The sequence below is a fragment of the Actinoplanes sp. NPDC026619 genome, from assembly GCF_040638295.1.
Taxonomy (GTDB): domain Bacteria; phylum Actinomycetota; class Actinomycetes; order Mycobacteriales; family Micromonosporaceae; genus Actinoplanes.
In genome coordinates this window covers 307,637-330,369 of sequence record NZ_JBEZYA010000002.1, presented here as the reverse complement: position 1 = coordinate 330,369, position 22,733 = coordinate 307,637, and the positions used below count along the sequence as shown (strand labels likewise).

General features: G+C 71.4%; 27 protein-coding genes. 18 read left to right on the top strand and 9 right to left on the bottom strand.

The annotated features are described in order from the left end of the window. Positions 1-71 precede the first annotated feature (71 nt). The gene (locus tag AB0E90_RS06710) at positions 72-1,238 is read left to right on the top strand and encodes an aminotransferase class I/II-fold pyridoxal phosphate-dependent enzyme (protein WP_360400339.1); all 1,167 of its coding nucleotides are present in this window, start codon (positions 72-74) and stop codon (positions 1,236-1,238) included. Here the strand turns inward: AB0E90_RS06710 and AB0E90_RS06705 are convergent. Together AB0E90_RS06705 and AB0E90_RS06700 are read right to left on the bottom strand one after the other, a co-directional pair. Further along, entirely contained in the window at positions 1,235-1,714 is a 480-nt protein-coding gene (locus AB0E90_RS06705; RefSeq protein ID WP_360400336.1) for an SRPBCC family protein, read from the bottom strand. The genes AB0E90_RS06710 and AB0E90_RS06705 overlap by 4 nt on opposite strands. Continuing rightward, the gene (locus AB0E90_RS06700) at positions 1,711-2,061 is read right to left on the bottom strand and encodes a metalloregulator ArsR/SmtB family transcription factor (RefSeq protein WP_360400333.1); all 351 of its coding nucleotides are present in this window, start codon (positions 2,059-2,061) and stop codon (positions 1,711-1,713) included. The genes AB0E90_RS06705 and AB0E90_RS06700 overlap by 4 nt, the downstream gene beginning before the upstream one ends. 89 nt (positions 2,062-2,150) lie before the next feature. Here AB0E90_RS06700 and AB0E90_RS06695 point away from each other — a divergent pair, with 89 nt between their 5' ends. Next, complete coding sequence (locus AB0E90_RS06695; RefSeq protein ID WP_360400330.1) at positions 2,151-2,540, top strand: DUF3592 domain-containing protein; 390 nt, start codon at positions 2,151-2,153, stop codon at positions 2,538-2,540. Here AB0E90_RS06695 and AB0E90_RS06690 read toward each other — a convergent pair. Further along, positions 2,527-3,348 (bottom strand): PhzF family phenazine biosynthesis isomerase, encoded by an 822-nt coding sequence (locus AB0E90_RS06690; protein ID WP_360400327.1) that lies wholly within the window; start codon positions 3,346-3,348, stop codon positions 2,527-2,529. The genes AB0E90_RS06695 and AB0E90_RS06690 overlap by 14 nt on opposite strands. 320 nt (positions 3,349-3,668) lie before the next feature. On the opposite strand from AB0E90_RS06690, the gene AB0E90_RS06685 reads away from it, so the two are divergent. From AB0E90_RS06685 to AB0E90_RS06635, 11 genes are all read left to right on the top strand, one after another. After that, entirely contained in the window at positions 3,669-5,081 is a 1,413-nt protein-coding gene (locus AB0E90_RS06685) for a sigma 54-interacting transcriptional regulator (RefSeq protein ID WP_360400324.1), read from the top strand. 6 nt (positions 5,082-5,087) lie between these two features. After that, positions 5,088-7,031 carry a VWA domain-containing protein gene (locus AB0E90_RS06680; RefSeq protein ID WP_360400321.1) on the top strand — a complete coding sequence of 648 codons (1,944 nt, stop codon included), beginning with the start codon at positions 5,088-5,090 and terminating at the stop codon, positions 7,029-7,031. Positions 7,032-7,163: 132 nt separating this feature from the next. Beyond that, positions 7,164-7,769, top strand: a complete 606-nt coding sequence (locus tag AB0E90_RS06675; RefSeq protein ID WP_360400318.1) for a CDP-alcohol phosphatidyltransferase family protein — start codon at positions 7,164-7,166, stop codon at positions 7,767-7,769. Further along, on the top strand, positions 7,766-8,680 hold the full coding sequence (locus AB0E90_RS06670; protein ID WP_360400315.1) for a DUF881 domain-containing protein: 915 nt from the start codon (positions 7,766-7,768) through the stop codon (positions 8,678-8,680). The genes AB0E90_RS06675 and AB0E90_RS06670 overlap by 4 nt, the downstream gene beginning before the upstream one ends. Continuing rightward, positions 8,677-9,009, top strand: coding sequence for a small basic family protein (locus AB0E90_RS06665; RefSeq protein ID WP_360400312.1), 333 nt, complete (start codon positions 8,677-8,679; stop codon positions 9,007-9,009). The genes AB0E90_RS06670 and AB0E90_RS06665 overlap by 4 nt, the downstream gene beginning before the upstream one ends. A gap of 131 nt (positions 9,010-9,140) precedes the next feature. Continuing rightward, positions 9,141-10,376, top strand: coding sequence for a DUF881 domain-containing protein (locus AB0E90_RS06660; RefSeq protein WP_360400309.1), 1,236 nt, complete (start codon positions 9,141-9,143; stop codon positions 10,374-10,376). 34 nt (positions 10,377-10,410) lie between these two features. After that, positions 10,411-10,791, top strand: a complete 381-nt coding sequence (gene gcvH / locus AB0E90_RS06655; protein ID WP_360400306.1) for a glycine cleavage system protein GcvH — start codon at positions 10,411-10,413, stop codon at positions 10,789-10,791. Between the two features lie 174 nt (positions 10,792-10,965). Then, positions 10,966-11,412 carry an FHA domain-containing protein gene (locus AB0E90_RS06650; RefSeq protein WP_202994510.1) on the top strand — a complete coding sequence of 149 codons (447 nt, stop codon included), beginning with the start codon at positions 10,966-10,968 and terminating at the stop codon, positions 11,410-11,412. A gap of 71 nt (positions 11,413-11,483) precedes the next feature. Then, positions 11,484-12,152 carry a MerR family transcriptional regulator gene (locus AB0E90_RS06645; RefSeq protein ID WP_360400302.1) on the top strand — a complete coding sequence of 223 codons (669 nt, stop codon included), beginning with the start codon at positions 11,484-11,486 and terminating at the stop codon, positions 12,150-12,152. A gap of 149 nt (positions 12,153-12,301) precedes the next feature. Continuing rightward, positions 12,302-12,766, top strand: coding sequence for a bifunctional nuclease family protein (locus AB0E90_RS06640; protein WP_360400299.1), 465 nt, complete (start codon positions 12,302-12,304; stop codon positions 12,764-12,766). Positions 12,767-12,899: 133 nt separating this feature from the next. Then, positions 12,900-13,451 carry a MerR family transcriptional regulator gene (locus AB0E90_RS06635; protein ID WP_360400296.1) on the top strand — a complete coding sequence of 184 codons (552 nt, stop codon included), beginning with the start codon at positions 12,900-12,902 and terminating at the stop codon, positions 13,449-13,451. On the opposite strand, the gene AB0E90_RS06630 is transcribed toward AB0E90_RS06635, so the two are convergent. Next, entirely contained in the window at positions 13,448-14,068 is a 621-nt protein-coding gene (locus tag AB0E90_RS06630) for a class I SAM-dependent methyltransferase (protein WP_360400293.1), read from the bottom strand. The two genes, AB0E90_RS06635 and AB0E90_RS06630, sit on opposite strands and share 4 nt — an antisense overlap. Positions 14,069-14,165: 97 nt before the next feature. On the opposite strand from AB0E90_RS06630, the gene AB0E90_RS06625 reads away from it, so the two are divergent. After that, entirely contained in the window at positions 14,166-14,369 is a 204-nt protein-coding gene (locus tag AB0E90_RS06625; protein WP_360400290.1) for a hypothetical protein, read from the top strand. Here AB0E90_RS06625 and AB0E90_RS06620 read toward each other — a convergent pair. Then, positions 14,366-15,532, bottom strand: coding sequence for a citrate synthase family protein (locus AB0E90_RS06620; protein ID WP_360400287.1), 1,167 nt, complete (start codon positions 15,530-15,532; stop codon positions 14,366-14,368). The genes AB0E90_RS06625 and AB0E90_RS06620 overlap by 4 nt on opposite strands. A 67-nt stretch (positions 15,533-15,599) precedes the next feature. Between AB0E90_RS06620 and AB0E90_RS06615 the strand changes: the two genes are divergently transcribed. From AB0E90_RS06615 to AB0E90_RS06605, 3 genes are all read left to right on the top strand, one after another. Continuing rightward, positions 15,600-16,709 carry a citrate synthase 2 gene (locus tag AB0E90_RS06615; RefSeq protein ID WP_360400284.1) on the top strand — a complete coding sequence of 370 codons (1,110 nt, stop codon included), beginning with the start codon at positions 15,600-15,602 and terminating at the stop codon, positions 16,707-16,709. 63 nt (positions 16,710-16,772) lie between these two features. After that, positions 16,773-17,468 carry a VOC family protein gene (locus tag AB0E90_RS06610; RefSeq protein ID WP_360400281.1) on the top strand — a complete coding sequence of 232 codons (696 nt, stop codon included), beginning with the start codon at positions 16,773-16,775 and terminating at the stop codon, positions 17,466-17,468. Then, positions 17,465-18,058, top strand: a complete 594-nt coding sequence (locus AB0E90_RS06605; protein ID WP_360400278.1) for a methyltransferase domain-containing protein — start codon at positions 17,465-17,467, stop codon at positions 18,056-18,058. Before AB0E90_RS06610 ends, AB0E90_RS06605 begins: the two co-directional genes overlap by 4 nt. Here AB0E90_RS06605 and AB0E90_RS06600 read toward each other — a convergent pair. Genes AB0E90_RS06600 through AB0E90_RS06585 form a run of 4 tightly spaced genes read right to left on the bottom strand, consistent with a single transcriptional unit; the run spans position 18,036 to position 21,883 of the window. Next, complete coding sequence (locus AB0E90_RS06600; RefSeq protein ID WP_360400275.1) at positions 18,036-18,329, bottom strand: YiaA/YiaB family inner membrane protein; 294 nt, start codon at positions 18,327-18,329, stop codon at positions 18,036-18,038. The genes AB0E90_RS06605 and AB0E90_RS06600 overlap by 23 nt on opposite strands. A gap of 48 nt (positions 18,330-18,377) precedes the next feature. Further along, positions 18,378-19,184, bottom strand: a complete 807-nt coding sequence (locus tag AB0E90_RS06595) for an alpha/beta fold hydrolase (RefSeq protein WP_360400272.1) — start codon at positions 19,182-19,184, stop codon at positions 18,378-18,380. Between the two features lie 42 nt (positions 19,185-19,226). Then, positions 19,227-21,140: a helix-turn-helix domain-containing protein gene (locus AB0E90_RS06590; RefSeq protein WP_360400269.1), complete on the bottom strand. Its 1,914-nt coding sequence runs from the start codon at positions 21,138-21,140 to the stop codon at positions 19,227-19,229. 5 nt (positions 21,141-21,145) lie between these two features. Then, on the bottom strand, positions 21,146-21,883 hold the full coding sequence (locus AB0E90_RS06585; protein ID WP_360400266.1) for an SDR family oxidoreductase: 738 nt from the start codon (positions 21,881-21,883) through the stop codon (positions 21,146-21,148). A 68-nt stretch (positions 21,884-21,951) separates the two neighbouring features. On the opposite strand from AB0E90_RS06585, the gene AB0E90_RS06580 reads away from it, so the two are divergent. Then, positions 21,952-22,362 carry an MmcQ/YjbR family DNA-binding protein gene (locus AB0E90_RS06580; RefSeq protein WP_360400263.1) on the top strand — a complete coding sequence of 137 codons (411 nt, stop codon included), beginning with the start codon at positions 21,952-21,954 and terminating at the stop codon, positions 22,360-22,362. Positions 22,363-22,733: the final 371 nt, after the last annotated feature.

Genomic DNA, 22,733 nt, shown 5'->3' with positions numbered 1-22,733 from the left:
CGCGGCGATCGCAAGCCACCGGGCCGCGAATGGCTCTGGATCCGGGTCGCGGTGGTGGCGAGCATGGGGGTATGCATCCTGAGACTCGCGTGGTCCATGTCGTTGCTCCGGTTCCGGCGGCGGCCGGCAGCAGGCCGATGGCCGTGCCGCTCTATCAGACGTCGTCGTTCGCCTTCGATGATCCGGCGGTGCTGGCCGACAGCATGACGCGGCCGGACGGGGCGTTCGTCTACAGCCGGATGACCAATCCGACCGTGCGGGCGCTGGAGGAGACCGTCGCCGCGCTCGAGAACGGCGCGGCCGCGCTGGCCACCTCGTCGGGCATGGGGGCGATCAACCTGCTGCTGCACGGGCTGCTGCGCTCCGGGGATCATGTCGTCGCCCAGCGCTCGCTCTACGGCGGCACCTACGCGACGCTGCAGGACCTCTCCGTGCGGTACGGCATCGGCGTCACCTACATCTCCGGGCATGACGCCGAGGAGTTGCGGGCGGCGATCCGGCCCACCACCCGGGTGTTGTACCTGGAGACGATCTCGAACCCGACCGGGCACGTCAGCGACCTGCCGGCGCTCGCCCCGATCGCCCGGGCGGCCGGCGTCCTGACCGTCGTGGACAACACGTTCGCCACGCCGCTGCTCGGGCGGCCGATTGAGCAGGGCGCCGACATCGTCGTGCACTCGGCCACGAAATACCTGGGTGGGCACAGCGACGTCACCGGCGGACTGGCCGTCTTCGCCGACGAGGACCGGTACCGGGAGATGTGGGAGCACGCGGTCGAGTTCGGGGCCGCCGCCGATCCGTTCGCGGCCTGGCTGACCCTGCGGGGCATGCAGACGCTGCCGCTGCGGATGCGCCGCCACGAGGAGAACGCGGCGGTCGTGGCCGGCTTCCTGAACGACCATCCGGCCGTCGCCGCGGTGCGGTGGACGGGGCTCGCCGACCACCCCAGCCACGCCGTGGCCTCGCGTTTTCTGTCCGGCTTCGGGGCCACCTTCTGCTTCGACCTGGCCGGCGGGTACGACGCCGCGGTCGCGTTCTCCACGAAGATCGGCCTGATCAGCCTCGCCCCGTCCCTCGGCGGAACCGGGACCGTGCTCATGCACCCGGCGAGCACGTCGCACCGCCAACTCGACGAGGACGAGCTGGCGGCGGCCGGCATCGGGACCGGCATGATCCGCATCGCGGTCGGCATCGAGCACCCGGACGACCTGCTTGCCGACCTCGGCCAGGCGCTTTAACGCTGCGACTCGAAGTGGCCCTTCATCGACGGGTAGTAGTCGTTGAAGTCCGGCATCGGCTGGTCGTCGCGGGCGGCGACCAGCCCGTCCAGGTAGTACTCCCAGCCGGGGCCGACCTCGCCGACGCCCTCGGTGCCGGTCAGGTGCTGGGTGAAGCGCAGCTCGGTCACGCCCGCGGTCTCGGTCAGCTCCATCTCCAGCAGCCAGCGGCTGTCCGGTTCGCCGGCCGAGATGGCCAGCCGGCGGGGCGGCTCGCACGCGTCGATGGTCATGTCCATCCACGGCCGGCCCTCCTCGTGCACCATCTGGACCTTGATCGCCGAGCCCGCCCCGGCGTCGCCCTGCCACGGGCCGAACCAGCGGGCGGTGCGGTCGGTTTCGGTCAGGCTGGCCCAGACGTCGTCGATGGGGGCGCGGAACGTGCGGGTCAGCACGAGGTCGGTGCCGAACAGCCGGCCGGTCGGGATCGGGCTCATGCGGTCTCCTCCAGAGGTGGTGCGGATGTGCGCTCGCGGCGGGTGCGGTAGACCTCGGTCTCCAGCGCGTCGAGGTGGTGCTGCCAGCCGGACGGTCGGGTCAGCCGGTCGAGCCAGCCGGTCAGCTCGTCGAGCGGCGCGGTGACCAGCGCATAGACCCGCCGGCGGCCGTCGGCCACGTCGCTGACCAGGCCGGCCTCGCGCAGCACGCGCAGGTGCCGGCTGACGGCCGGGCGGCTGATCGCGAACCGGTCGGCGATCTGCCCGGCCGAGAGCGCCCGGTCGCGCAGCATCAGCAGGATCTCCCGCCGCACCGGATCGGCGATCGCGGCCGCCACCTCGTTCACGCCGGGAAGCGTAACCAATGGGTTACACGTTCGCCAGTCACCCGGTCGCTCTATCGACGGGGCGCGGACGGGGATCCAGGATGGCGGGCATGGTGCTGGGGGCTGTGCTGGTGCTCGTGGGTGCGTTCGTGCTCTACCGCGGCGTACGGGAAATGCTGCTTGTCCGTCGTTTGCGGCGGGACGGGCGGGCGGTTGCCGGAACCGTGACCGGTTACGAACGGCGCTCGCCGGGGAGCCGGGCCGTCGTCGTGTCCTACCCGGGCGAGGACGGCGTGATCCGGCAGCTCACCAGTTCGGTGTCGGCGTCGGTGCCGACGATGCGGATCGGTGAGCCGGCGACCGTGCGTTACCTGCCGGGCGAGCCGGAGAGCGCCTGGCTCGACGTGCGCCGGGAGAACACGCGCACGGTCCTGCTGACGGTGATCATCGGGTTCGGCTTCGCGGCCGGTGGCATGGCTCTCGCTGTCAAGAATGATTGATGGGTACGGCGTTGCCGCTCACCCGGACGCCGGGCTCGCCGGGCACCAGCTCGACCGTGATCCGGCTGGGCCGGCCCATGTCATCGCCCTGCCGCAGCAGCAGTGTGGCGTCCTCCGGCGCGATCCACATCTCGCGCAGGTAGCCGCCGAAGGCCGCCGCGGCCGCGCCGGTGGCCGGGTCCTCGTAGACACCGCCCACCGGGAACGGGTTGCGCACGTCGAACGTGTCGTCGGCCGCGCGGAACACCAGCTGCACCGTGGTCCAGCCGCGAGATTCCATCAAGGACTTCAGCGCGGGTACGTCGTAGTCCAGCTCGGCCAGGCGACTGCGCCGGGCCGCGGCCAGGATCGGGTGGTGCGCGCCGGCGTAGGCGACCTTCGGCGGCAACGACTCGTCCAGGTCGAAGTCGTTCCAGCGCAGCGCCGACAGCAGTGCGCCGAGGTCGGCCTCGCCCAGGTCGGCGACCTTGGCGGCGACGCTGGTCAGGGTGGCCCGGCCGGCGTCGTCCACCCGCACCGGCACGTCGCCGGCGTTGGTCTGGAAGACGTGCTCGCCGGGCCCGAGCGCCACCGCGGTCGCCACCGTGGCGTGGCCGCAGAACGGCACCTCGGCCAGCGGCGAGAAGTACCGCACGCGGTGCCGGTCGCCCTCGGCCGTGATCCGGAAAGCGGTCTCCGAATAGCCGACCTCGGCCGCGATGGCCAGCATCTGCTCGTCGCTGAGGCCGCCCGCGTCGAGCACCACGCCCGCCGGGTTGCCACCCTTGGGGTCGTCGGTGAATGCCGCAAATCGCTGGATGTCCGCCATCCCGTCAGCCTGCCCGGTGACCGGCGGCCGGGGCCAGTCGGTTTCCTGCCATCGGCGAGCGCCGTTCGTCACATGCCGCGGCTATGCCGGGGTCAGGCGGATCACCGGGAGCTCCCGGCCGGTCTTCTGCTGGTAGTTCGCGAAGCGGCACGGGCGTGCGGCACGGGCGGCCTGCGCTGAGCAGGCGGGGGCGCGACCGTGCGGTTGGGGGCGGCCCACCGCGTACCTTCGGCAAGATCTTTTGATTGGTCGGTTATTCCCGGAATCGGTGCCGCGTTGATCTCATTTTCCTGTCACACCTGCGGAGTAGCGTTCGTGCGGTGACAGACGCAGCTAACGTGCCGCCTGCTGACCTGCCTCGCACCGCGGGGGAGTTGCGGGCGTCGGGGCATGAGTTCCGCACGGTCAAAGAGGAACTCCGGGCAAATCTGCTGGAGCGGCTGCGCGCGGGGGCGCCGCGGTTTCCCGGCATCGTGGGTTATGACGACACCGTTCTTCCCGAGGTGGAGCGGGCGCTCCTCGCGGGGCACGACATGGTTCTGCTCGGTGAGCGGGGGCAGGGCAAGACCCGGCTCATCCGCGGGCTGATCGGGCTGCTCGACGAGTGGACCCCGTTCATCACCGGCTCCGAGCTGCACGAACACCCTTATGCACCGATCACCCCGGCCTCGCGGCGACTGGCCGCCGAGACCGGTGATCTGCTTCCGGTGTCGTGGCTGCACCGCTCGGAGCGGTATGGGGAGAAGCTGGCCACGCCCGACACGAGCGTGGGCGACCTGATCGGCGACGTCGACCCGATCAAGGTGGCCGAGGGGCGGGCCCTCGGCGATCCGGAGACGATCCACTTCGGTCTCGTGCCGCGCACCAACCGGGGCATCTTCGCGGTCAACGAGCTTCCCGACCTGGCCGAGCGCATCCAGGTGTCGCTGCTCAACGTGCTCGAGGAGCGCGACATCCAGGTCCGCGGCTACCAGTTGCGGCTGCCGCTCGACCTGCTGCTGGTCGCGTCGGCCAACCCGGAGGATTACACCAACCGCGGCCGCATCATCACCCCGCTGAAAGACCGGTTCGGCGCCGAGATCCGCACCCACTACCCGGTCGACCTGGCGCTCGAGACCGAGCTGATCCGGCAGGAGGCCGCCCTGGTCGCGGCCGTCCCCGAGCACCTGCTCGACGTGCTGGCCCGATACACCCGGGCGGTGCGCGAGTCGCCCTCGGTCGACGCGCGGTCGGGCATCTCGGCCCGGTTCGCCATCGCCGCGGCCGAGACCGTGGCCGCCTCGGCGCTGCGCCGGGCGGGGCTGCGCAACGAGCGGGAAGCGGTCGCCCGGATCTGCGACACCACGTCGGTGACCTCGACCCTGCGCGGCAAGGTCGAGTTCGAGAGCGGTGAGGAGGGGCGGGAGACCGAGGTCCTCGCTCACCTGCTGCGGGTCGCGACGGCGGAGACGTTCCGTGACCGGCTCGGCGGGCTCGACCTGTCCGGCTTCACCGGCCTGGTCGCCGAGGGGGCGATCATCGAGACCGGTGATCTGGTTTCGGCGGAGGAGCTGCTCGGGCAGATCGGGACGGTGCCGGGCCTGGCCAAGGTGCTCGACCGGCTCGGGCTCGGCGACGCGCCGTCACCGGGGCAGGCCGCGGCCGGCATCGAGTTCGTGCTGGAAGGGCTGCACCTGACCCGGCGGCTCGCCAAGGAGCTCACCGACGACGGTCGCACTCTCTACGGGAGCTGAATAGACGTGGCGGGCAACAGATTCCGTTATGGGGAGTGGCGCGACGGGCCCGATCCGCTCGCGCCGCCCTACGACGTGCGCGCGGCCGTCGACGAGGTGGGGGAGCGGGTGCTCGCCGGCGACAGCCTCCGTGACGTGCTCCGCGATCTGCTGCGGCAAGGCCCTCGGCAGGGGCGCGGGCTCGATGAGCTGCGCGATCGGGCTCGGCGGATGCGTCGGGAGGCGCTGCGCCGGGGCAATCTCGACGGGGCGGTGACCCGGGCGCAGCAGCTGCTCGACCAGGCGCTGGCGGCGGAGCGGGACGCGTTGCGCGCCTCGGAGAGCGACGACGCCCGGTTCGCCGAGTCCGTTCTCGACAACCTGCCCCGGTCGACATCGCGGGCCGTCGAGGAATTGTCCGAATACAACTGGACATCGGACGAGGCGCGCGGCCTCTACCAGCAGATCCTCGACGGGCTGCGCCGCGAAGTTGTCGAGCAGCGGTTCGCGGGCATGAAGCAGGCGCTGGAAAATGGCAACTTCGACGGCGTCTCGGAGATGGTGCAGGACCTCAACGACCTGCTCCAGCGACACGCCCGGGGCGAGGACACCAACGACGCCTTCCAGCAGTTCATGGACAAGCACGGCCAGTTCTTCCCGGAGAACCCGGCGAACATCGAGGAGCTGATCGACTCCCTCGCCCGGCGGGCCGCGGCGGCCGAGCGGCTGATGCGGTCGCTCAGCCCGCAGCAGCAGGAGGAGCTGTCCCGGCTGATGGAGCAGGCCCTCGGTGACGGCCCACTGCGTGGGCAGCTCGGCGAGCTCACCGACAACCTGCAGGCGCTGCGGCCCCAGCTCAACTGGGGCAAGGGCGAGCGGATGCGCGGGCCCAACGACCTCGGTTACGGCGACGCGGCGTCGGCCCTCGGCGAGATCGGCGACCTCGACGAGTTGCTCGACCAGCTCGGGCAGCAGCACCCAGGCGCCACCCTCGATGACATCGACGTCGAGATGGTCGAGCGACAGCTCGGGCGGGGCGCGGCCGACGACGTGCGCCGGCTGCGCGACCTCGAACGGGAGCTGTCCCGCCAGGGGTGGCTCAGCCGCGACACCGAGGGGCTCACGCTCTCACCCAAGGCGCTGCGGCGGCTCGGGCGCACCGCCCTCGCGCAGGTCTTCGACGAGCTGTCCGGCAAGCGGCAGGGCCAGCACGACCTGCGCGACGCCGGCGCGGCCGGCGACCTGATCGGCTCCTCCCGCCGCTGGGAGTACGGCGACGAGCAGCCGCTCGACGTGGTGCGGACGATCGGCAACGCGGTCCGCCGCAGCGCCGGCACCGCCACCGTGCCGATCCGGCTGCAGCCCGACGACTTCGAGGTGGCCGAGACCGAGCGGCGCGCCTCGGCGGTGGTCGCGCTCTGCGTCGACCTGTCCTACTCGATGTTCGCGGACGGCCGCTGGGGCCCGATGAAACAGACCGCCCTGGCGCTGTCGCACCTGGTCGAGACCCAGTTCCCGCAGGATTCGCTGCAGATCATCGGGTTCGGCAAGTACGCCTCGGTGCTGTCTCAGGGCCAGCTGGCCGCGATCGACCCGAACATGGAGAAGGGCACCAACCTCCAGCACGCGCTCAACATCGCCGGCCGGCATCTGCGCCACCACCCCGGTTCCGAGCCGGTCGTGATGATCGTGACCGACGGCGAGCCGACCGCTCATCTGGAGGACGGCGAGTCCTACTTCTGGTGGCCGCCGACGCCGGAGACGATCCGTGCCACCGTGCACGAGGTCGACCACCTGACCAGGTTCGGCGCCACGCTCAACTTCTTCATGCTGGGCGAGGACCCGGGATTGCAGGCGTTCGTGGCGAAAGTGGCCGAGCGCAACGGCGGCCGGGTGTTCAGCCCGGACGCCGAGGAGTTGGGCCGATACGTGGTGGACGACTACGTGCGTGCACGGCGAGGACGCCGATGAACTAGGTTCCTAGGACGGCGGACACGCTGTGCGGCATGCGACTGGTGCCGGGCTGCAAGGTCAGGGCTGGTTATAGTGGCTCGGCGAGTGGCCGGTCGGGGACCGCTCGCGGAGGGGGAAGGGAAAGTCGCGATGTCGCAGCAGCCTGCGCCGTCCATCGCCGCCTCCAACCGGATCTGGACGATCCCCAACGTGATCAGCTTCATTCGGCTGCTCGGCGTGCCGCTCTTCCTCTACCTGCTGCTCGGCCCGCACCACGACGTGGCCGCGCTGATCGTGCTGGCCGTCGGCGGCACCACCGACTGGGTCGACGGCTTCGTCGCCCGCCGGATGAACTCGGTGAGTCGCCTCGGCGAGCTGCTCGACCCGTTCGCCGACCGGCTCTACATCCTGGCCACCCTGATCGGTTTCACCATTCGTGGAGTCGTCCCGTGGTGGCTGACCGGCGCGCTGCTGCTGCGCGAGGTGGTCATGGGCATCGCGCTGCTGGTGCTGCGCCGGCACGGGCACAGCGGGGCGCTGCCGGTGCACTACGTCGGCAAGACCGGCACGTTCGTGCTGCTCGGCGCGTTCCCGATCCTGCTGCTGGCGCATGCGGTCGACGCGACGTCGGAGTGGGCCTGGCCGGTCGGCTGGGGCCTGGCCTGGTGGGCGCTCGGCCTCTACTGGGCGGCCTGCGTCCTCTACCTGATGCAGATCCGCCAGATCCTGCGGGCCGACCGGGTGGCCGTGGGATGACGGACGAGGAGACGCCTGCCAAGCGCGTCTACGCCCCCGACTTCCTGACCGAGCTGTTCCGCAATCCGCTCGACCCCGGTTACGCCGACGCCGCCGCCCGCAAGGCCGTCGAGGGTGAGCCGACCGGTGCCCGCAAGTGGCTGACCACCGGCATCTCCACGATCACGCTGGTCGCGCTGGGCCTGCTGCTGGTCGTGGCCTACCAGCAGACGGTCGCCGACGAGCCGGCCCGCACCAAGGCCCGGGCCACCCTGATCGACCAGGTGCAGAAGCGCCGGGACGAGACGGTTCAGCTCCAGGACCGGGCCGACCAGCTCAGCAACGAGGTCAACGAGCTGCGCGAACGTGAGCTCGGCGGGGCCACCGTGGCCCGGTTGCGCGACCTCGAGGCGGCCACCGGGCTGGCTGCGGTCAAGGGCTCCGGCGCGAAGATCACCCTGGCCGACGGCCCCACGCCGATCAACGCGGTGACCGGCGAGCGCAACACCGCGGCCCGGGTCAAGGACACCGACCTGCAGCTGGCGACGAACGCGCTGTGGTCGCTGGGCGCCGAGGCGATCACCGTCAACGGCCAGCGGCTCACCGCGACCTCGACGATCCGGCAGGCGGGCGAGGCGATCCTGGTCGACTTCCGGCCGATCACCACGCCGTACGAGGTGATCGCGATCGGTCCCGACGACCTCGCCAAGGACTTCGAGAAGGGTTACGCGGGCCGCTTCTTCAAGCAGCTCGCCGCGAAGTACGGCATGTCGTTCGGCACGCACGAGGCCAAGGACGTCACGCTCGCCGCGGCCACCGAACTCAAGCTGCGGGTGGCCGAGCCGTCCACCCCACCGCCCGCTCCCTCGGGCTCCACCTCCCCTTCGGGCTCGGCGTCGGCCGTCCCCTCCGCGTCGGAAGGCGGCCGATGATCGCCGTACTCGCCCTGGTGGCCGGCATCGCCCTGGGCATCCTGTTCCACCCCACGGTGCCCGCGGCGCTGCAGCCCTACCTGCCGATCGCCGTGGTGGCGGCGCTGGACGCGGTGTTCGGCGGCGTGCGCGCCAAACTGGACGGGATCTTCGACGACAAGCAGTTCGTCATCTCGTTCATCTCGAACGTCCTGGTCGCCGCCCTGATCGTCTACCTCGGCGACCAACTGGGCGTCGGCGGTCAGCTCTCCACCGGCGTCGTCGTGGTCCTCGGCGTGCGCATCTTCGGCAACGTCGCGGCCATCCGCCGCCACCTCTTCCGGGCATGACGATGAGCGACGAGACGCCAGATCTCCCGACCGCCGGCCGTCGCCCGCCCCATGCGGAAAACCCCGAAGGGCCTACGGCCGGACGTCGGCCTCCGCATGCCGAAAAGCCTTCGGAAGGTACGCCGAAAGCCGTGACCGACCGCACCTCCGCCGAACCCGGGGATTCTCGCGCGCAAAGCAGCCCGCGACCGGACGAGGCAACCGAACCCGCCGCCCGGCCGCCCGAGGCGGTCGTCGGCGAGGGTGCGACGAGGCCCCTGAACCGACCGCTCGCTCCGGCGGACGCCGTGGGGGAGGGGCCTACCGCGCGTCTGGAGCGGCCCACCGGTGTGGGCGATCTCGGCGACGACGAGCCGACCACCCGCCTGGCCGGTCTGGCCGACCGCACCGAAGCCACGCCGACCCCGCCGTCCGGCTCACCGGCCGTCGGCGGCCTGGCCGGTGCGGCGGGCCGCCCGCGAGACGCGGAGCCCGCCCCGTCGGCGGATCCGGACGGTGAGGAGGTCACGGCTCGGCTGGGCACACCGGTCGAGGCCGGGAATCGTTCCGGCTCTCCGGTGACGGTGGTGCCCGACCCCGATGGGCCGGCCCGGGCTATATCGGTGTCACCCGATTCGGTGACGCCGGGGGCGGGTGCTCACGACGTACCGGCGGAGCAAGCGCAAGCCAAAGCGGCGCCGAAGCGCCGGATCACCTCGGCCGGCACCCTGATCGCGCTTCTGCTGGCTCTGTTCGGTTTCACGCTCGTGGTGCAGCTACGCAGCAACGATGGTGATCAGGGGCTGGCGACGACGCGGCAGGAGGACCTGGTTCGGATCCTGTCCGACCTCGACTCCAGCGACAGCCGGCTGCAGAGTCAGATCGGCGCGCTCGAGCAGAGTCAGCGGCAGCTGAGCTCGGGTGTCGCGGGCCGGCAGGCGGCGCTCGCCGAGGCGGAGAAGCGCGCCGATGAGCTGGGGCTGCTCGCGGGCACGCTGCCGGGGCGCGGGCCGGGCCTGGTGATCACGCTGGCCCGGGTCAAGGCGTCGGCGATCCTCAACGCGGTGCAGGAGCTGCGCGGGGCCGGTGGCGAGGTGTTGCAGCTGGCCGGGGCCAACGGTCAGACCACCCGGATCGTCGCGTCCAGCTACTTCGTGGACGCCGAGGGTGGTGGGATCATCGCGGACGGCATGAAGCTCACCGCCCCGTACACCCTGTCGGTGATCGGGCAGCCGCAGACGATGCAGACCGCTCTGCAGATCCCCGGCGGGGTGGTCGCGTCGGTGAACAGCGGCGGCGGTAGCGTGACATTGGAACAGCACACCTCGGTCGAAGTGACCGCGGTGCGTAAGGCCACGACTTTGCAGTACGCCCGGCCGGCCTCATGACGGCGGCCCGGGTGAGACGAACGGGAGAGATTGCGTGATTCCTGAGGACCTGCGGTACACGGCGGAACACGAGTGGGTGTCCGGTGACGGCAGCGGGCCCGTGCGTGTGGGCATCACCCACTTCGCGCAGGACGCGCTCGGCGACATCGTCTTCGTGCAGCTGCCCGAGGAGGGCACGGCGGTCGCGGCCGGCGACTCGCTCGGCGAGATCGAGTCGACCAAGAGCGTCTCGGAGATCTACGCGCCGATCTCCGGCACGGTGGTCGCCAAGAATGCGTCGCTCGCCGACGAGCCCGAGTTGATCAACGCGGAGCCGTACGCCGCCGGTTGGCTGGTCGAGATCGCACCGGACGATCCGGCGGTTATCGAGCAGCTTCTGGACGCCTCGGCGTACCAGGCTCTCACCGAGAGCTGACTTTGATCCCGCGCGTCCGGTTGCTCCTCGATATTGGCGCTGACTAGGCTCGCATTTGCATTTTTGGAATCGAAGAAACTTGAAGACCGATAGTCGTGCGTCCGGGCCTGACGGCCGCGGCGGGGTAACTCTCGCGCCGCCTGGCGACGACCAACTGATCCGTGAGGTGGTCCGATGACGCGCCCAGACGACGAGTTCCCCCCACTCGACGTCACGTCCACGCTGAACCTCGGTGCTCTCGACGAGGTGCTGGAAGGTCCCGACACCGATGTGGTGCCGAGCCGGATGTCCGGTTCGCTCCCGCCGGGTATGGCGCTGCTGGTCGTGCGCCGGGGCCCCAACGCCGGAGCCCGGTTCCTGCTGGACCACGACGTGACCACCAGCGGCCGGCACCCCGACAGCGACATCTTCCTCGATGACGTGACGGTCTCTCGCCGGCACGCCGAGTTCCACCGCGACGGGGGCACCTTCACGGTGCGCGACGTCGGCTCGCTCAACGGCACTTATGTGAACCGGGAACGAGTCGAAGCGGCGACCCTGAGCAACGGGGACGAGGTGCAGATCGGCAAGTTCCGCCTGGTGTTCATCGCGGGCCCGCGGCCGGAGGGCGAGGGTAGCTGACTGTGAATTCGTCGGGGGCGGCCGCACGCGACCCAGGGCCACGCCCGGGGAGCGGCCGCGAGGCCGTGCTGATGAGCATCGGGGAGGTGCTGGCCCACCTGCGCACCGAGTTCCCCGACACCACGATCTCGAAGTTGCGGTTCCTGGAGGCGGAAGGGCTGGTCGATCCCCAGCGGACCGCCTCCGGGTACCGCAAATATTCGTGGAACGACGTGGCCCGGTTGCGCTTCGTGCTGACCGCGCAGCGGGATCAATACCTTCCGCTGCGCGTGATCCGCGAGCAGCTGGACCGCATCGACGAGGAACCGGTCGCGCCCGCGCGCCCGGCGCTGGTCGCGGTCGGCAGCGAGAAGGCGGCCGATCCGTCCGACTCCCGGGTCCCCCGGGAGGATGTGATCGAACGCACGGGCGCCACGCCGTCGCTGCTGGACGAGCTCGAGCAGATCGGTCTGGTCACAGCCAAGCCGCCGGGGTGGTACGACGGTGACACCGTGCTGGTCGTCGAAGCCGTCGTCGGGCTGATCCGGCACGGCCTCGAGGTGCGCCACCTGCGGGCGTTCCGGGCCGCGGCGGACCGGGAGGTCGGCCTGTTCACGCAGCTTCTGGCGCCACTGGTGCGGCAGAGCGACCCGGCCGCGCGGGCCCGGGCCGGCGAGACCGCGCGCGACTTGCAGGCGTTGTCGCAGAAGCTGCACGCCGCGCTCGTGCGGGCCGGATTACGCGGCGAACTCGGCCGCTGAGCCGTTCCGGCGCTCGGCGCTCGGGCGTGTACCGTGCAGGTTATGGGGGGCCGTGCGTTGTGGGCGGCTTGTTGGGGGCCGTGCTTTAGCGGCGACTTGGGGGCCGTGCTTTCGCGGCGACGGAAAACGACGACACACGGAGGCGGGCGGTGCGCGAGCTGAGCGTGGTCGGAGTTCGGGTGGAGCTGCCGAGCAACCAGCCGATCGTCCTGCTGCGGGAGGTCGACGGTGATCGGTACCTGCCGATCTGGATCGGCGCCGTGGAAGCGACAGCCATCGCGTACGAGCAGCAGGGTGTGAAACCGGCCCGTCCGCTCACCCACGACCTCCTGCGCGACATCCTGGCGGCGCTGCAGGCGCCGCTGCGAGCCGTCGAGATCACCGAGCTGAAGGACAACGTCTTCTACGCCGACCTCCTGATCGGCGAGGACCTGCGGGTTTCCGCCCGGCCGAGTGATTCCATCGCGCTCGCGTTGCGGGTCGGCGCGCCGATCCGTTGTGCCGAGCAGGTGCTCACCGAGGCCGGCATCGTGATCCCGGACGAGCAGGAGGACGAGGTCGAGAAGTTCCGTGAGTTCCTCGACCAGGTCCGTCCGGAAGACTTCGCCGGCTGATTCGGTTTTCCCGGGTGATCCACTTCCTCCGTACGCGGCGTGTCGCCGCATTACCTGACTGTTTCGGCGACCGCTGAGATATACGCTCGTGAAGTCCAGGTGAAGCGGCACCGCGCAGCGGGGAGGTAGTCGCGTGCACGAGCAGCCGTTAGAGGGCCCACTCGTCGGCGAGGACGGATCGGTCGGCTATCGCGGAGTGACAGCCTGCCAGGCGGTCGGCATCAGTTACCGCCAGCTCGATTACTGGGCCCGCACCACGCTGGTGGTGCCAAGCATTCGCGACGCGTCCGGTTCCGGCACGCAGCGCCTCTATTCGTTCCGCGACCTGGTCGTTCTCAAGGTCGTCAAGCGCCTGCTCGACGCGGGCGTGTCGTTGCAGAACATCCGCCGGGCCATCGAGACGCTGCGGTCGCGCGGCGTCGAAGATCTGGCCGGCATCACGCTCATCTCGGACGGCACGACGGTCTACGAGTGCCGTTCGCCGGAAGAGGTCGTCGATCTGCTGCAGGGCGGCCAGGGCGTGTTCGGCATCGCGATCGGCGGCGCCTTCAAGGAGATCCAGGGCTCGCTGTCGCACCTGCCGGCCGAACCGGCCGCCGGCCCGACACCGGTGGGCGTTCCCGCGGCGGAGACGCCGGCGGGCGACGAGCTCGCGGCCCGCCGGGCCCGCCGACGCGCCGGCTAGAACCCGTTGCGTCGCAGCTTGACGGTGCTGTCGGTGCGCGTGATCAGGTCGCCGTCCGGGCCTTTCTGCTGACGCGGGTGAATCGCCTTCGTCAGCACCTCCCAGCCGTCGCCCAGGTCCAGCGCCGCGATCACCTCGTCCGGCGTGGGGAAGTGGATCTCTTTCCCCTCGTTGTCTCCGTGCGCGAACGGGCCGTGATCCATGTGGCCCTCGATCAGCAGCACCCCGCCCGGCGCCACCGACCCGGCCGCCCGGCGCAGGATCTTCTCCCGGTCGAACTCGGCCCAGAAGTGCAGGAACTGCGCCGACACCAGGTCGAACTCGCCGTCCGGGAACGTCTGCTCCAGGTTGTGCCGCTGGAATTCGACCGTCACGCCCGCGTCGGCGGCGTGCTCCGCGGCCCGCCGCAGCGCCACGCCCGAGATGTCCACGGCGGTGACCTGCCAGCCACGCCCGGCCAGCCAGACCGCGTCCGCGCCCTCACCGCACCCCAGATCGAGGGCCCGCCCCGGCCGTAGATCGGCGACCTCGGTCACCAGCTCGACGTTCGGGTTGCCGCTCCAGATCCGGTGCTCCGCCTCGGCGTACCGGGCGTCCCACGCTTGCTCGTCACTCATGCCCCCAGCATGCGATGCCCCGCCCCGGCCGCCGAGTTTCCTTGCCAGAACGGCAAACGGCCCCGCCGGCGAATCGCGCTCCAGTAGCGTCGGCGCTGTGATTCCGCAGTACTACCCGCTCTACATCAGCGAACCGGGCCACGACCAGACGTGGCTGGTGCTCGGCTGGACGCCCAACCGCGACTCCGGCCTGCCCCACCAGCCGATCGTCCTGCTCTGCGGCGCCGAGACCCAGGAGCCCCGCGTCCTGGAGCAGACCGTCCCGTACCGCATCGTCGGCACCGGCACCCACCCGGTCTAGGGCTGCCGGCCGGAGTACTGGCCGGAGGGGCGGAAGCGGCTCGGGCGGTCGGCGTACTCCTCGAGGGCGTGGGCGAGCCAGCCGGCCGTGCGGCCGACCGCGAAGATCGTTTCGCCGGCGTCGGGCGGCATGCCGTGGGTCAGGGTGAGCGTGGCCAGCGCGAAGTCGATGTTGGGGTGGATGCCGGCGCGGGTGCGCATCGCCTCGATCATGCGGGTTGCCGTCGACCGCACCGGGCCGTCGCTGATCATCTCGATCAGGGTCGTCGCGCGCGGGTCGCCGTCCGGGTACAGGTGGTGGCCGAAACCGGGGACCGGGCCGACGCGTTGCCGGCCGGTGATCGTGGCGACCGGATCGCCCGAGGTCAGCGCGTCGGACAGCATGGCGTGAGCGAGGCTGCTTGCCGCGCCGTGCAGTGGGCCGTCGAGTGCGGCCAGCCCGGCGCCGACGACGGCGTAGGGGTGCGCGCGGGTCGAGGCGGCCACCCGGGCGGCCAGGGTCGAGGCGGCCAGGTCGTGGTCGGCCAGCAGGATCAGGGCGGCGTTGAGCAGGTGGTAGTTGGCCTTCGCCGCGCTCAGCCGATGCCAGAGGATCTCCGCCAGGCCGGCCCGGTGCTTTCCGGCTATGCGGGTGCGCGGCAGGGCGGACGCCATCGTGACGAGCATCGTGCGCCCGGTTGCCACGACGGCGGCCGGGGTGGTGTCGAAGCGCAGCGGATCGGCCGCGGCTACCGCCGCGACGATCACGCGAAGCCGGTCGGTGCCACGGGCGGCGGGCGGCAGCGGGGCGATCACTCGCGCTGCGAGATCCAGCAGCTCCTCTTGCGGTACGAGGTCGGCGTGCTCGAGCTCGCCGGTCCAGAGCAGGGTGGCGACCGCCTCGAAGCTGGCCGTGCGGGCCAGCGCGCAGGCGTCGTGGCCGCGGTAGTAGAGCCCGCCGTCCTTGATCAGCGTGAGGCCGGTCTGAATGCCGGGGGTGGTGGGGCGTTTGCGGCCGGCCACGAACGCGTCGACGTCCGGTTTCGCGAAGAGGCTGCCCTTGCCGTCGGCGTTGCGGCGGCTGGTGAGCAGGCCCCGGCTGACGTAGGCGTACACCGTGGCGGGTTTGACTCCCAGCCGTTCGGCGACCTGTTCGGTGGTCATCAGATGCGGGTTCGCGGCCATGTGGAGATGCTCTCATGTTGACTGAATCAATGTTGACATCAATATGTAGACGGCACATGTTGGGAGGATGCTGACTGTCAACCCAGGACTTGCCGGTGTCGTCGCGTTCGACACCGAGATCGCCGAACCGGATCGGGACGGCGGGTCGTTGCGCTACCGCGGCGTGGATGTGCGCGAGCTGGCCGGCAAGGTCACGTTCGCCGAGGTGTGGGGGCTGCTCGCGGACGGCGACCTCACGCAGGCGCTGCCGCCGGCCGAGCCGTTCCCGATCCCGGTGCATTCCGGCGACATCCGGGTCGACGTGCAGGCGGCGGTCTCGATGCTCGCACCGCACTGGGGCATGCAGCCGTTGATCGACATCGACCACGACCAGGCCCGCTCCGACCTGGCCCGGGCGTCGGTGATGATGCTGTCCTACGTCGCCCAGTCGGCCCGTGGCTCCCGGCTGCCGGCGGTGCCGCAGCGGATCGTCGACGGCGGGCGCAACGCCACCGAGCGCTTCATGCGCCGCTGGCAGGGCGAGCCGGACCCGCGGCACGTGGCCGCGATCGACCGCTACTGGGTCTGCGCCGCCGAGCACGGCATGAACGCCTCCACCTTCACCGCGCGCGTCGTGGCCAGCACCGGCGCCGACGTGCCCACCTGCCTGTCCGCGGCGGTGGCGGCGCTGTCCGGCCCGCTGCACGGCGGGGCGCCGGCCCGCGCGCTCGGCATGATCGAGGAAGTCGAGCGTGGGGCGGATCCGCGGGCGTACGTCAAAGGGGTGCTCGACAGCGGCAAGCGCCTGATGGGTTTCGGGCACGCCATCTACCGGGCCGAGGACCCGCGCGCGGCGATCCTGCGGGCGGCCGCCGAGGAGCTCGGCGCGCCGCGTTACGAGGTGGCGCTGGAGTTGGAGAAGGCGGCGCTGGCGGAGCTGCGCGAACGCAAGCCGGATCGGGTGCTGGAGACCAATGTGGAGTACTGGGCGGCGGTCGTCCTCGACTTCGCCCAGGTCCCGTCGGAGATGTTCGCGTCGATGTTCACGTGCGCCCGCACGTCCGGCTGGAGCGCCCACATCCTGGAGCAGAAACGCCTCGGCAAGATCATCCGCCCGTCCGCCGACTACGTGGGGCCGGCCGCACGCCCGGCCACCGAGATCCCCGGCTGGGACGCGGTCGTGAAGCAGTACCGCTGATGTGCTTTACGAGTAGCGGGAAACTCGGATGCGCCGGGGCGCGTCCGGCCGTAGAACATGGGGATGGCTTCTGAGCTCTCCGCGATCTGCCTCGCCGCCGAACGACCGGAGCGGCTCGTCCGGTTCTGGGCCGGGCTTCTCGGCCGGAAACCCGACGACGGCACGGTCCTGCCCGGCGACGGCACCGGGTTCCGGCTCCGGTTCGTGCCGGCCGCGGCGCCGAAGACGGGGCAGAACCGGGCGCACTTCGATCTGACCAGCGAGACTCTGGCGGAGCAGGAGCGGACGGTGGCGCGGGCGCTGGAGCTCGGCGCCCGGCACATCGACGTCGGTCAGCTGCCGGAGGAGGAGCACGTCGTGCTCGCCGATCCGGAGGGCAACGAGTTCTGCGTCATCGAGCCGGGCAACAACTTCCTCGCCGGCTGCGGGTTCGTCGGGGCGCTGGCCTGCGACGGGTCGCAACAGGTCGGATACTTCTGGAGCGCTGCCCTCGACTGGCCGCTGGTCTGGGACCGGGACGAGGAGACCGCGATCCAGTCGCCGCGGGGCGGCTCGAAGATTTCCTGGGGCGGGCTGTCGCCGCGCAACGGCCCGGACCGGGTGCGGTTCGAACTCGTGCCGGCGGCCGGCAGCGACCAGCAGGCCGAGGTCGAGCGGCTGCTGTCGCTCGGGGCGGTCCGGGCCGGCGCCGGCCGGGACGAGGCCGGTCGCATCGTGCTGGCCGACCCGGACGGCACCGAGTTCTCCGTGCTGCGGTGAGCGGGACGCGCGACGCCGCGCACTGGGCCGGATACAACGACGCGCAGGCGGGGCGGGCAGTGCGGGAGCTCTGCGCCGACGTGATCGAGCTGGCCGGGCCCGGCGCCGGGCGCACCGCGGTCGACCTCGGCTGCGGCGCGGGCATCGAGGCGGCGGCACTGCTCGCGGCCGGCTGGCGGGTGCACGCGGTCGATTCGGCGCCGGGCACCATCGAGCGGGTCGGTGTGCACGAGGGGCTCACCGTCGTCGAGGCCGACCTCGCGACGCTCGGCGGGCTGCCGGCGGCGGGGCTGATCTACTCCGGATACTCGCTGCAGTATCTGGCGCCGGAAGGCTTCGAGCGGCTCTGGGGCATGATCCGCGACAGTCTCCGGCCGGGCGGCTGGCTCGCGGTCGATCTGCTCGGCGACCGGGACGAGTGGGCCGGCACGCCGGGGGAGACGTTCCTGAGCGAGGGTGCGGTGCGGGCCCTCGTCGACGGCCTCGACCTGGTGCGGCTGGACGAGGAGGACGCCGAGGGCCCGGCCTACGGGGGGACCAAACACTGGCACGTCTTTCACGTGGTGGCTACACGCCCGCCGGGTCCTTGAACGGGTTGTGCTCGGCGATCAGCTTGTCGATGCGGGCCTGGTCGACCCGGCGCACGACCGTGCCCACCTCCTGGGAATCGCGCACGCACTTGGCGAGCGTGAACGACGACGTCACGACGTAGAGCACGCCGATCGCCAGGAAAGCGCGGATCCAGCCGCCGACCGGCAGGTAGAAGACGCCGGCCGCGACGGCCGACAGGGATATGGCGAATGAGGCGGTCGCCTGGGCGTAGAACGCGGCGGTCACCTTGGGCTGCGGATTGATATCCATGTCGGCCATCCTTGCCGGGCAGTCACCGGCGCGAATGAGTGCGAGTACTCAAAGAACCTGCGACCGGATGTGGTCCGCTACCGCGGCGGCGCCCTTGCCGAGCAGGATCGTGTAGTGGTTGACGTCGGGCACGATCGTGGCGCCGGCGGCCTGCAGGACGGCGTCCGGGTACATGCCGGGCGCCTCATCCTGCATGCCGCGTAGCGCGCCGAGCAGTGGGAACGGCGCGGGCGCCGGGGTCGTGAGCATGTCGCGCGCGTCTGCCCGCACGGCGTCGAGGACGCATGACGAGCCGGTGCCGGTGTAGTCGCGCAGGACGTATGCGGAGACCTCGTCCGACCAGTAGTTGCCCAAGGCCGGATTGGCCTGGAAATAGGCGAGGTAATCCTCGGGGGAGTCGAACGTCATCGACAGGCGGGTCATCGCCGGGCCGATCGTGGCCAGCAGGGCGGTGTCGACGTCGACGCCCGGCGGGAGCGGCAGGGGCAGGCCGCCGTCGACCAGCAGCACCGACGCCACTCGCGACGGGTGGAGCTCGGCGGTCGAGGCCACCACGAAGCCGCCCATCGAGTGCCCGACCAGGTGGGCCCGCTCAAGCCCGAGGTGGTCGGCGACCGCGATCAGGTCGGCCGCATGGGCGGCCATGCCGAACGGCCCGGCGATCCCCGCACTCCGGGCGCGACCTCGAAGATCAGGAGCGATCAGGGGTACGTCTCCGTCGAGTTCCCGGGCGACCGCGGCCCAGGACAGCGCGTTGGCGGTGATCCCGTGCGCGGCGATGACCGCCGGGCCGTCCCCGGGCCACGCCACCACGCGAAGCCGGCCGCCGTCCACCGCGACGTCGAATTCCTCCACGATGCCACCTTCCGGAAAGCTGCTACGAGGCGAGAAGAGCTGCTACGAGGCGAGCGGGCCGCTCAGGCGGTGCAGGCGCAGGGCCAGCTGAAGGTCCAGGGCTTGGGCCGGGGTCTGCCAGTCGGGGCCGAGCAGGCTGGCGATGCGGTCCAGGCGCTGGGTCACGGTGTTGACGTGCACGTGCAGGACCTCGGCCGCCTTGGACAGGCTGCCACCCGCGCCGAAGTAGGCCTCGAGCGTCTTGACCAGGGCGGTTCCACGGCGGGCGTCGTAGTCGAGCACCGGGCCGATCGTCGCGGCCAGGAAGGCCGGCACGTCGCGGCGGTCGCCGAGCAGCAGGCCGACGTAGCCGAGCTCGGTGTTGCTCGCGCCCTCGCCGGCGCGGCCCAGCGCGATCAGCGCCGTCGTGCACGAGTCCGCCGACCGGTAGCACGCTCCGATCGCGGCGGGGGCGGACACCGGGCCGGCGGCGCCCGCGGTGACCGGCTGGCCCAGGGCCCGGGCCAGCTCCTTCGCCACCGTGCGGGCGGTGCCGGCCGGGTCGGCGCCGGGCAGGATCAGGACCAGGCGGCCGTCCTTGGCGACGGCCAGACCGCCGCGGGCAGCGGCGAACGTGCGCGCCCACGACACCGCCCGCTGGCGCAGGCCGCCCTCGGCCTGGCCGGCCGCGGCCACCACCACGTGCGGGGCGTCCAGGTCGACGCCGAGGCGGCGGGCCCGGGAGCGCAGCGCCTGCTCGTCGCGCACCGGGCGGCCGATCAGGTCGTCGAGCAGTTCGCCGCGGACCTGGCCCTCGGCCTCGGCGACGGTGCGGCGGAACAGCAGCAGCAACGCGGTGATCTGCGCGGCCCGTTCGAGGATCCGCTGGTCGGCGCCCTCCAGCGGCTGGGCGGGGTGGAACAGCAGGGCGCCCAGGTTGTCGGCACCGGCCACCACGGCGGCCACGTAGGCGTCGCCGCGCTGGACGCTGCGGCCGGCGCCACGCGACGCGGCCACCGCCTCGGCCACGTCGGCGGGGTCCAGGTCGGGCAGGCCGCCGGGCCAGGCGGCCGACTTCGCCACCGCGAGCTGGCGGCCGGTGGCGTCCAGCACCAGCAGGGCACCGCCGAGCACGTCGACCAGGTCGGCGGCCACGTCCTCGACGCCACCGCCGCGCAGGACCAGGGCGGTCATCCGGTCGTGGGCCGCGGCGGCGCGTTCCACCGACGCGCTGTGCGCCTGGATCACGGTGTTGGCCGCGGACAGTTCGGCCAGGGCGGCCTGGGTCTCGGTGAGCAGCCGGGCGGTGTCGATCGCGATGGCGGCGTGCGCGGCCAGCGAGCCGAGCAGGGCGACCTCCTCGCGGGCGAACGCGCGCTCGGTGCGGTCGGCGGCGAACAGCACACCGATCACCGAGGACCCCAATCGCAGGGGTACGCCGAGGATGGCGACGAGGCCTTCATCCCGTACGCCTGAATCGATGTCTTTGGTGTGCCGGAAGCGCGGGTCCTGGCCGTAGTCCGCGCTGGAATAGGGCGTGCCGGAGACCGCGACCAGACCGCCCAGCCCGTCCCCGGCCGGCAGCCGCAGGGTCTGGAAGCTGGCCGCCACCGAGCCGTCGGTGATCCGCATGTAGGTGTCGCCGCGCGCCGGATCGTTGAGCGTCAGGTAGGAGACGTCCGCGCCGAGCAGGGTGCGCGCCCGGTGGACGATCGCCCGCAGCACCGCGTCGAGATCGCGGAGCCCGGCGAGGTCGCCGGCCGTGTCGTACAGCGCGGAAAGCTCCTCCTCGCGGCGCCGGCGGCGAGCCAGCAGGGCGCGGACCCGCAGCGCCGCGAGTTTGATCTCCTCCAGCTCGGCGAGGTCCTCGGCGGCGGTGCCGGACTGCCGGGCGGCGAGCAGCGGGCGCTCGAACTCGACCGGCGCGGCCTCGCGGGCCAGCAGGTTCAGGTATTCGAGCGGGTTCAGCATGATCATCGAACCTAGTGCGCCGTCCAGCCGCCGTCGATCGTGATCGACGATCCGGTGATCAGTGCGGCGGGTGGGGCGCAGAGATAGGCGAGGAGCTCGGCGACCTCAGCCGGCTCGATGAGGCGTTTGATGGCCGCGCGCTGCAACATGATCTTCTCGACGACCTCGTCCTCGCCGATGCCGTTGATCTCGGCCTGGTCGGCGATCTGCTTGTCGACCAGGGGAGTGCGCACGAACGCAGGGCAGATGCAGTTGGAGGTCACGCCGTGCTCGGCGCCCTCGAGAGCGGTCACCTTCGACAGGCCCTCCAGGCCGTGCTTCGCCGTGACATAAGCAGACTTGTACGGCGAGGCGATCAGGCCGTGCACGGACGAGATGTTCACGATCCGGCCCCAGCCGCGCGCGTACATGTGCGGCAGGACGTGCTTGATCAGCCGGTACGGCGCCTCGACCATGACCCGCTGGATCAGCGCGAACTTCTCGTCGGGGAACTCGGTCAGCGGCGACACGACCTGCAGGCCGGCGTTGTTGACCAGGATGTCCACCTCGGCGGGCAGCCCGGCGATGGTGGACAGGTCGCTCAGGTCGGCGACGACGGTGTCCGCGCCCGGGTTCAGGTCGACCACGACCACCCGCGCGCCGGCCGCGGCGAGCCGCTGCGCGCAGGCCCGCCCGATCCCGCTGCCACCACCGGTGACCAGCGCGGTCTTGCCCTCGAGGTCCAGGTCGACCACATGTGCCGTCGTCATACCGGTGAACTTACGAGTCTTCCGGGCCGAGTGCACATGTGCCGACCACACATATCTAGGATCGATGGGTGTCCGACGACGAGGAACGACCCGCGCGGGTCTCCGACGTGCACGAGATCGCCCTGGCGATGCCGCACGTGACCGTCGATCCCGGCGCGAACCCGGTCTACCAGGTGGGCCGCAAGTCGTTCGTGTTCTTCCGGACGCCGCGGCCGGACGCGGTCGACCCGGTCACCGGCGAGCGCTGGTCCGACGTCATCGTCTTCTGGGTGGAGTCGGACGACGACAAGCAGGCTCTGGTACGCGACGAGTCGACCCCGTTCTTCACCACGCCGCACTTCGCCGGTCACCCGTCGGTGCTGCTGCGGGCCAGTCGCGTCGGCGAGCTGACCCGCGGTGAGCTGGCCGAGATCATCCAGGACGCGTGGTTGTCCCGCGCCTCGAAGCGGCGCGCCGCCGACTGGCTGGCCGCCCGCTGATCAGCTGCCGATGACGGGGCAGCCGTCGAACTTCGGGCCGATCTTGCGATCGAGCAGGCGGAACGGTCGTAAACGTAGGGGCCGTCGTTCGCCACCGAGCCGGTGAGCAGGGTGCCGATGCGGCGCGGCTTGCTCACCGGCGACGTGCCGTCGAAGACCTCGACGGTCGTCGGCCAGTAGGAGGTGAGCGGCTCACAGCTGCGCAGGACCAAATCGTCCGGCACGCCGTCGCCGTTGACGTCGGCGTGGAAGTCGTTGAGCATCTCGGTCTTCAGGTCGAAGGGGCATGGCTCGAGGATCGTGAGCCACTTCGGCCCGTGCTCGGCGTCGACGAGCCGGACGGCTTGACCGGCGGGGTTGCTCACCGCTTC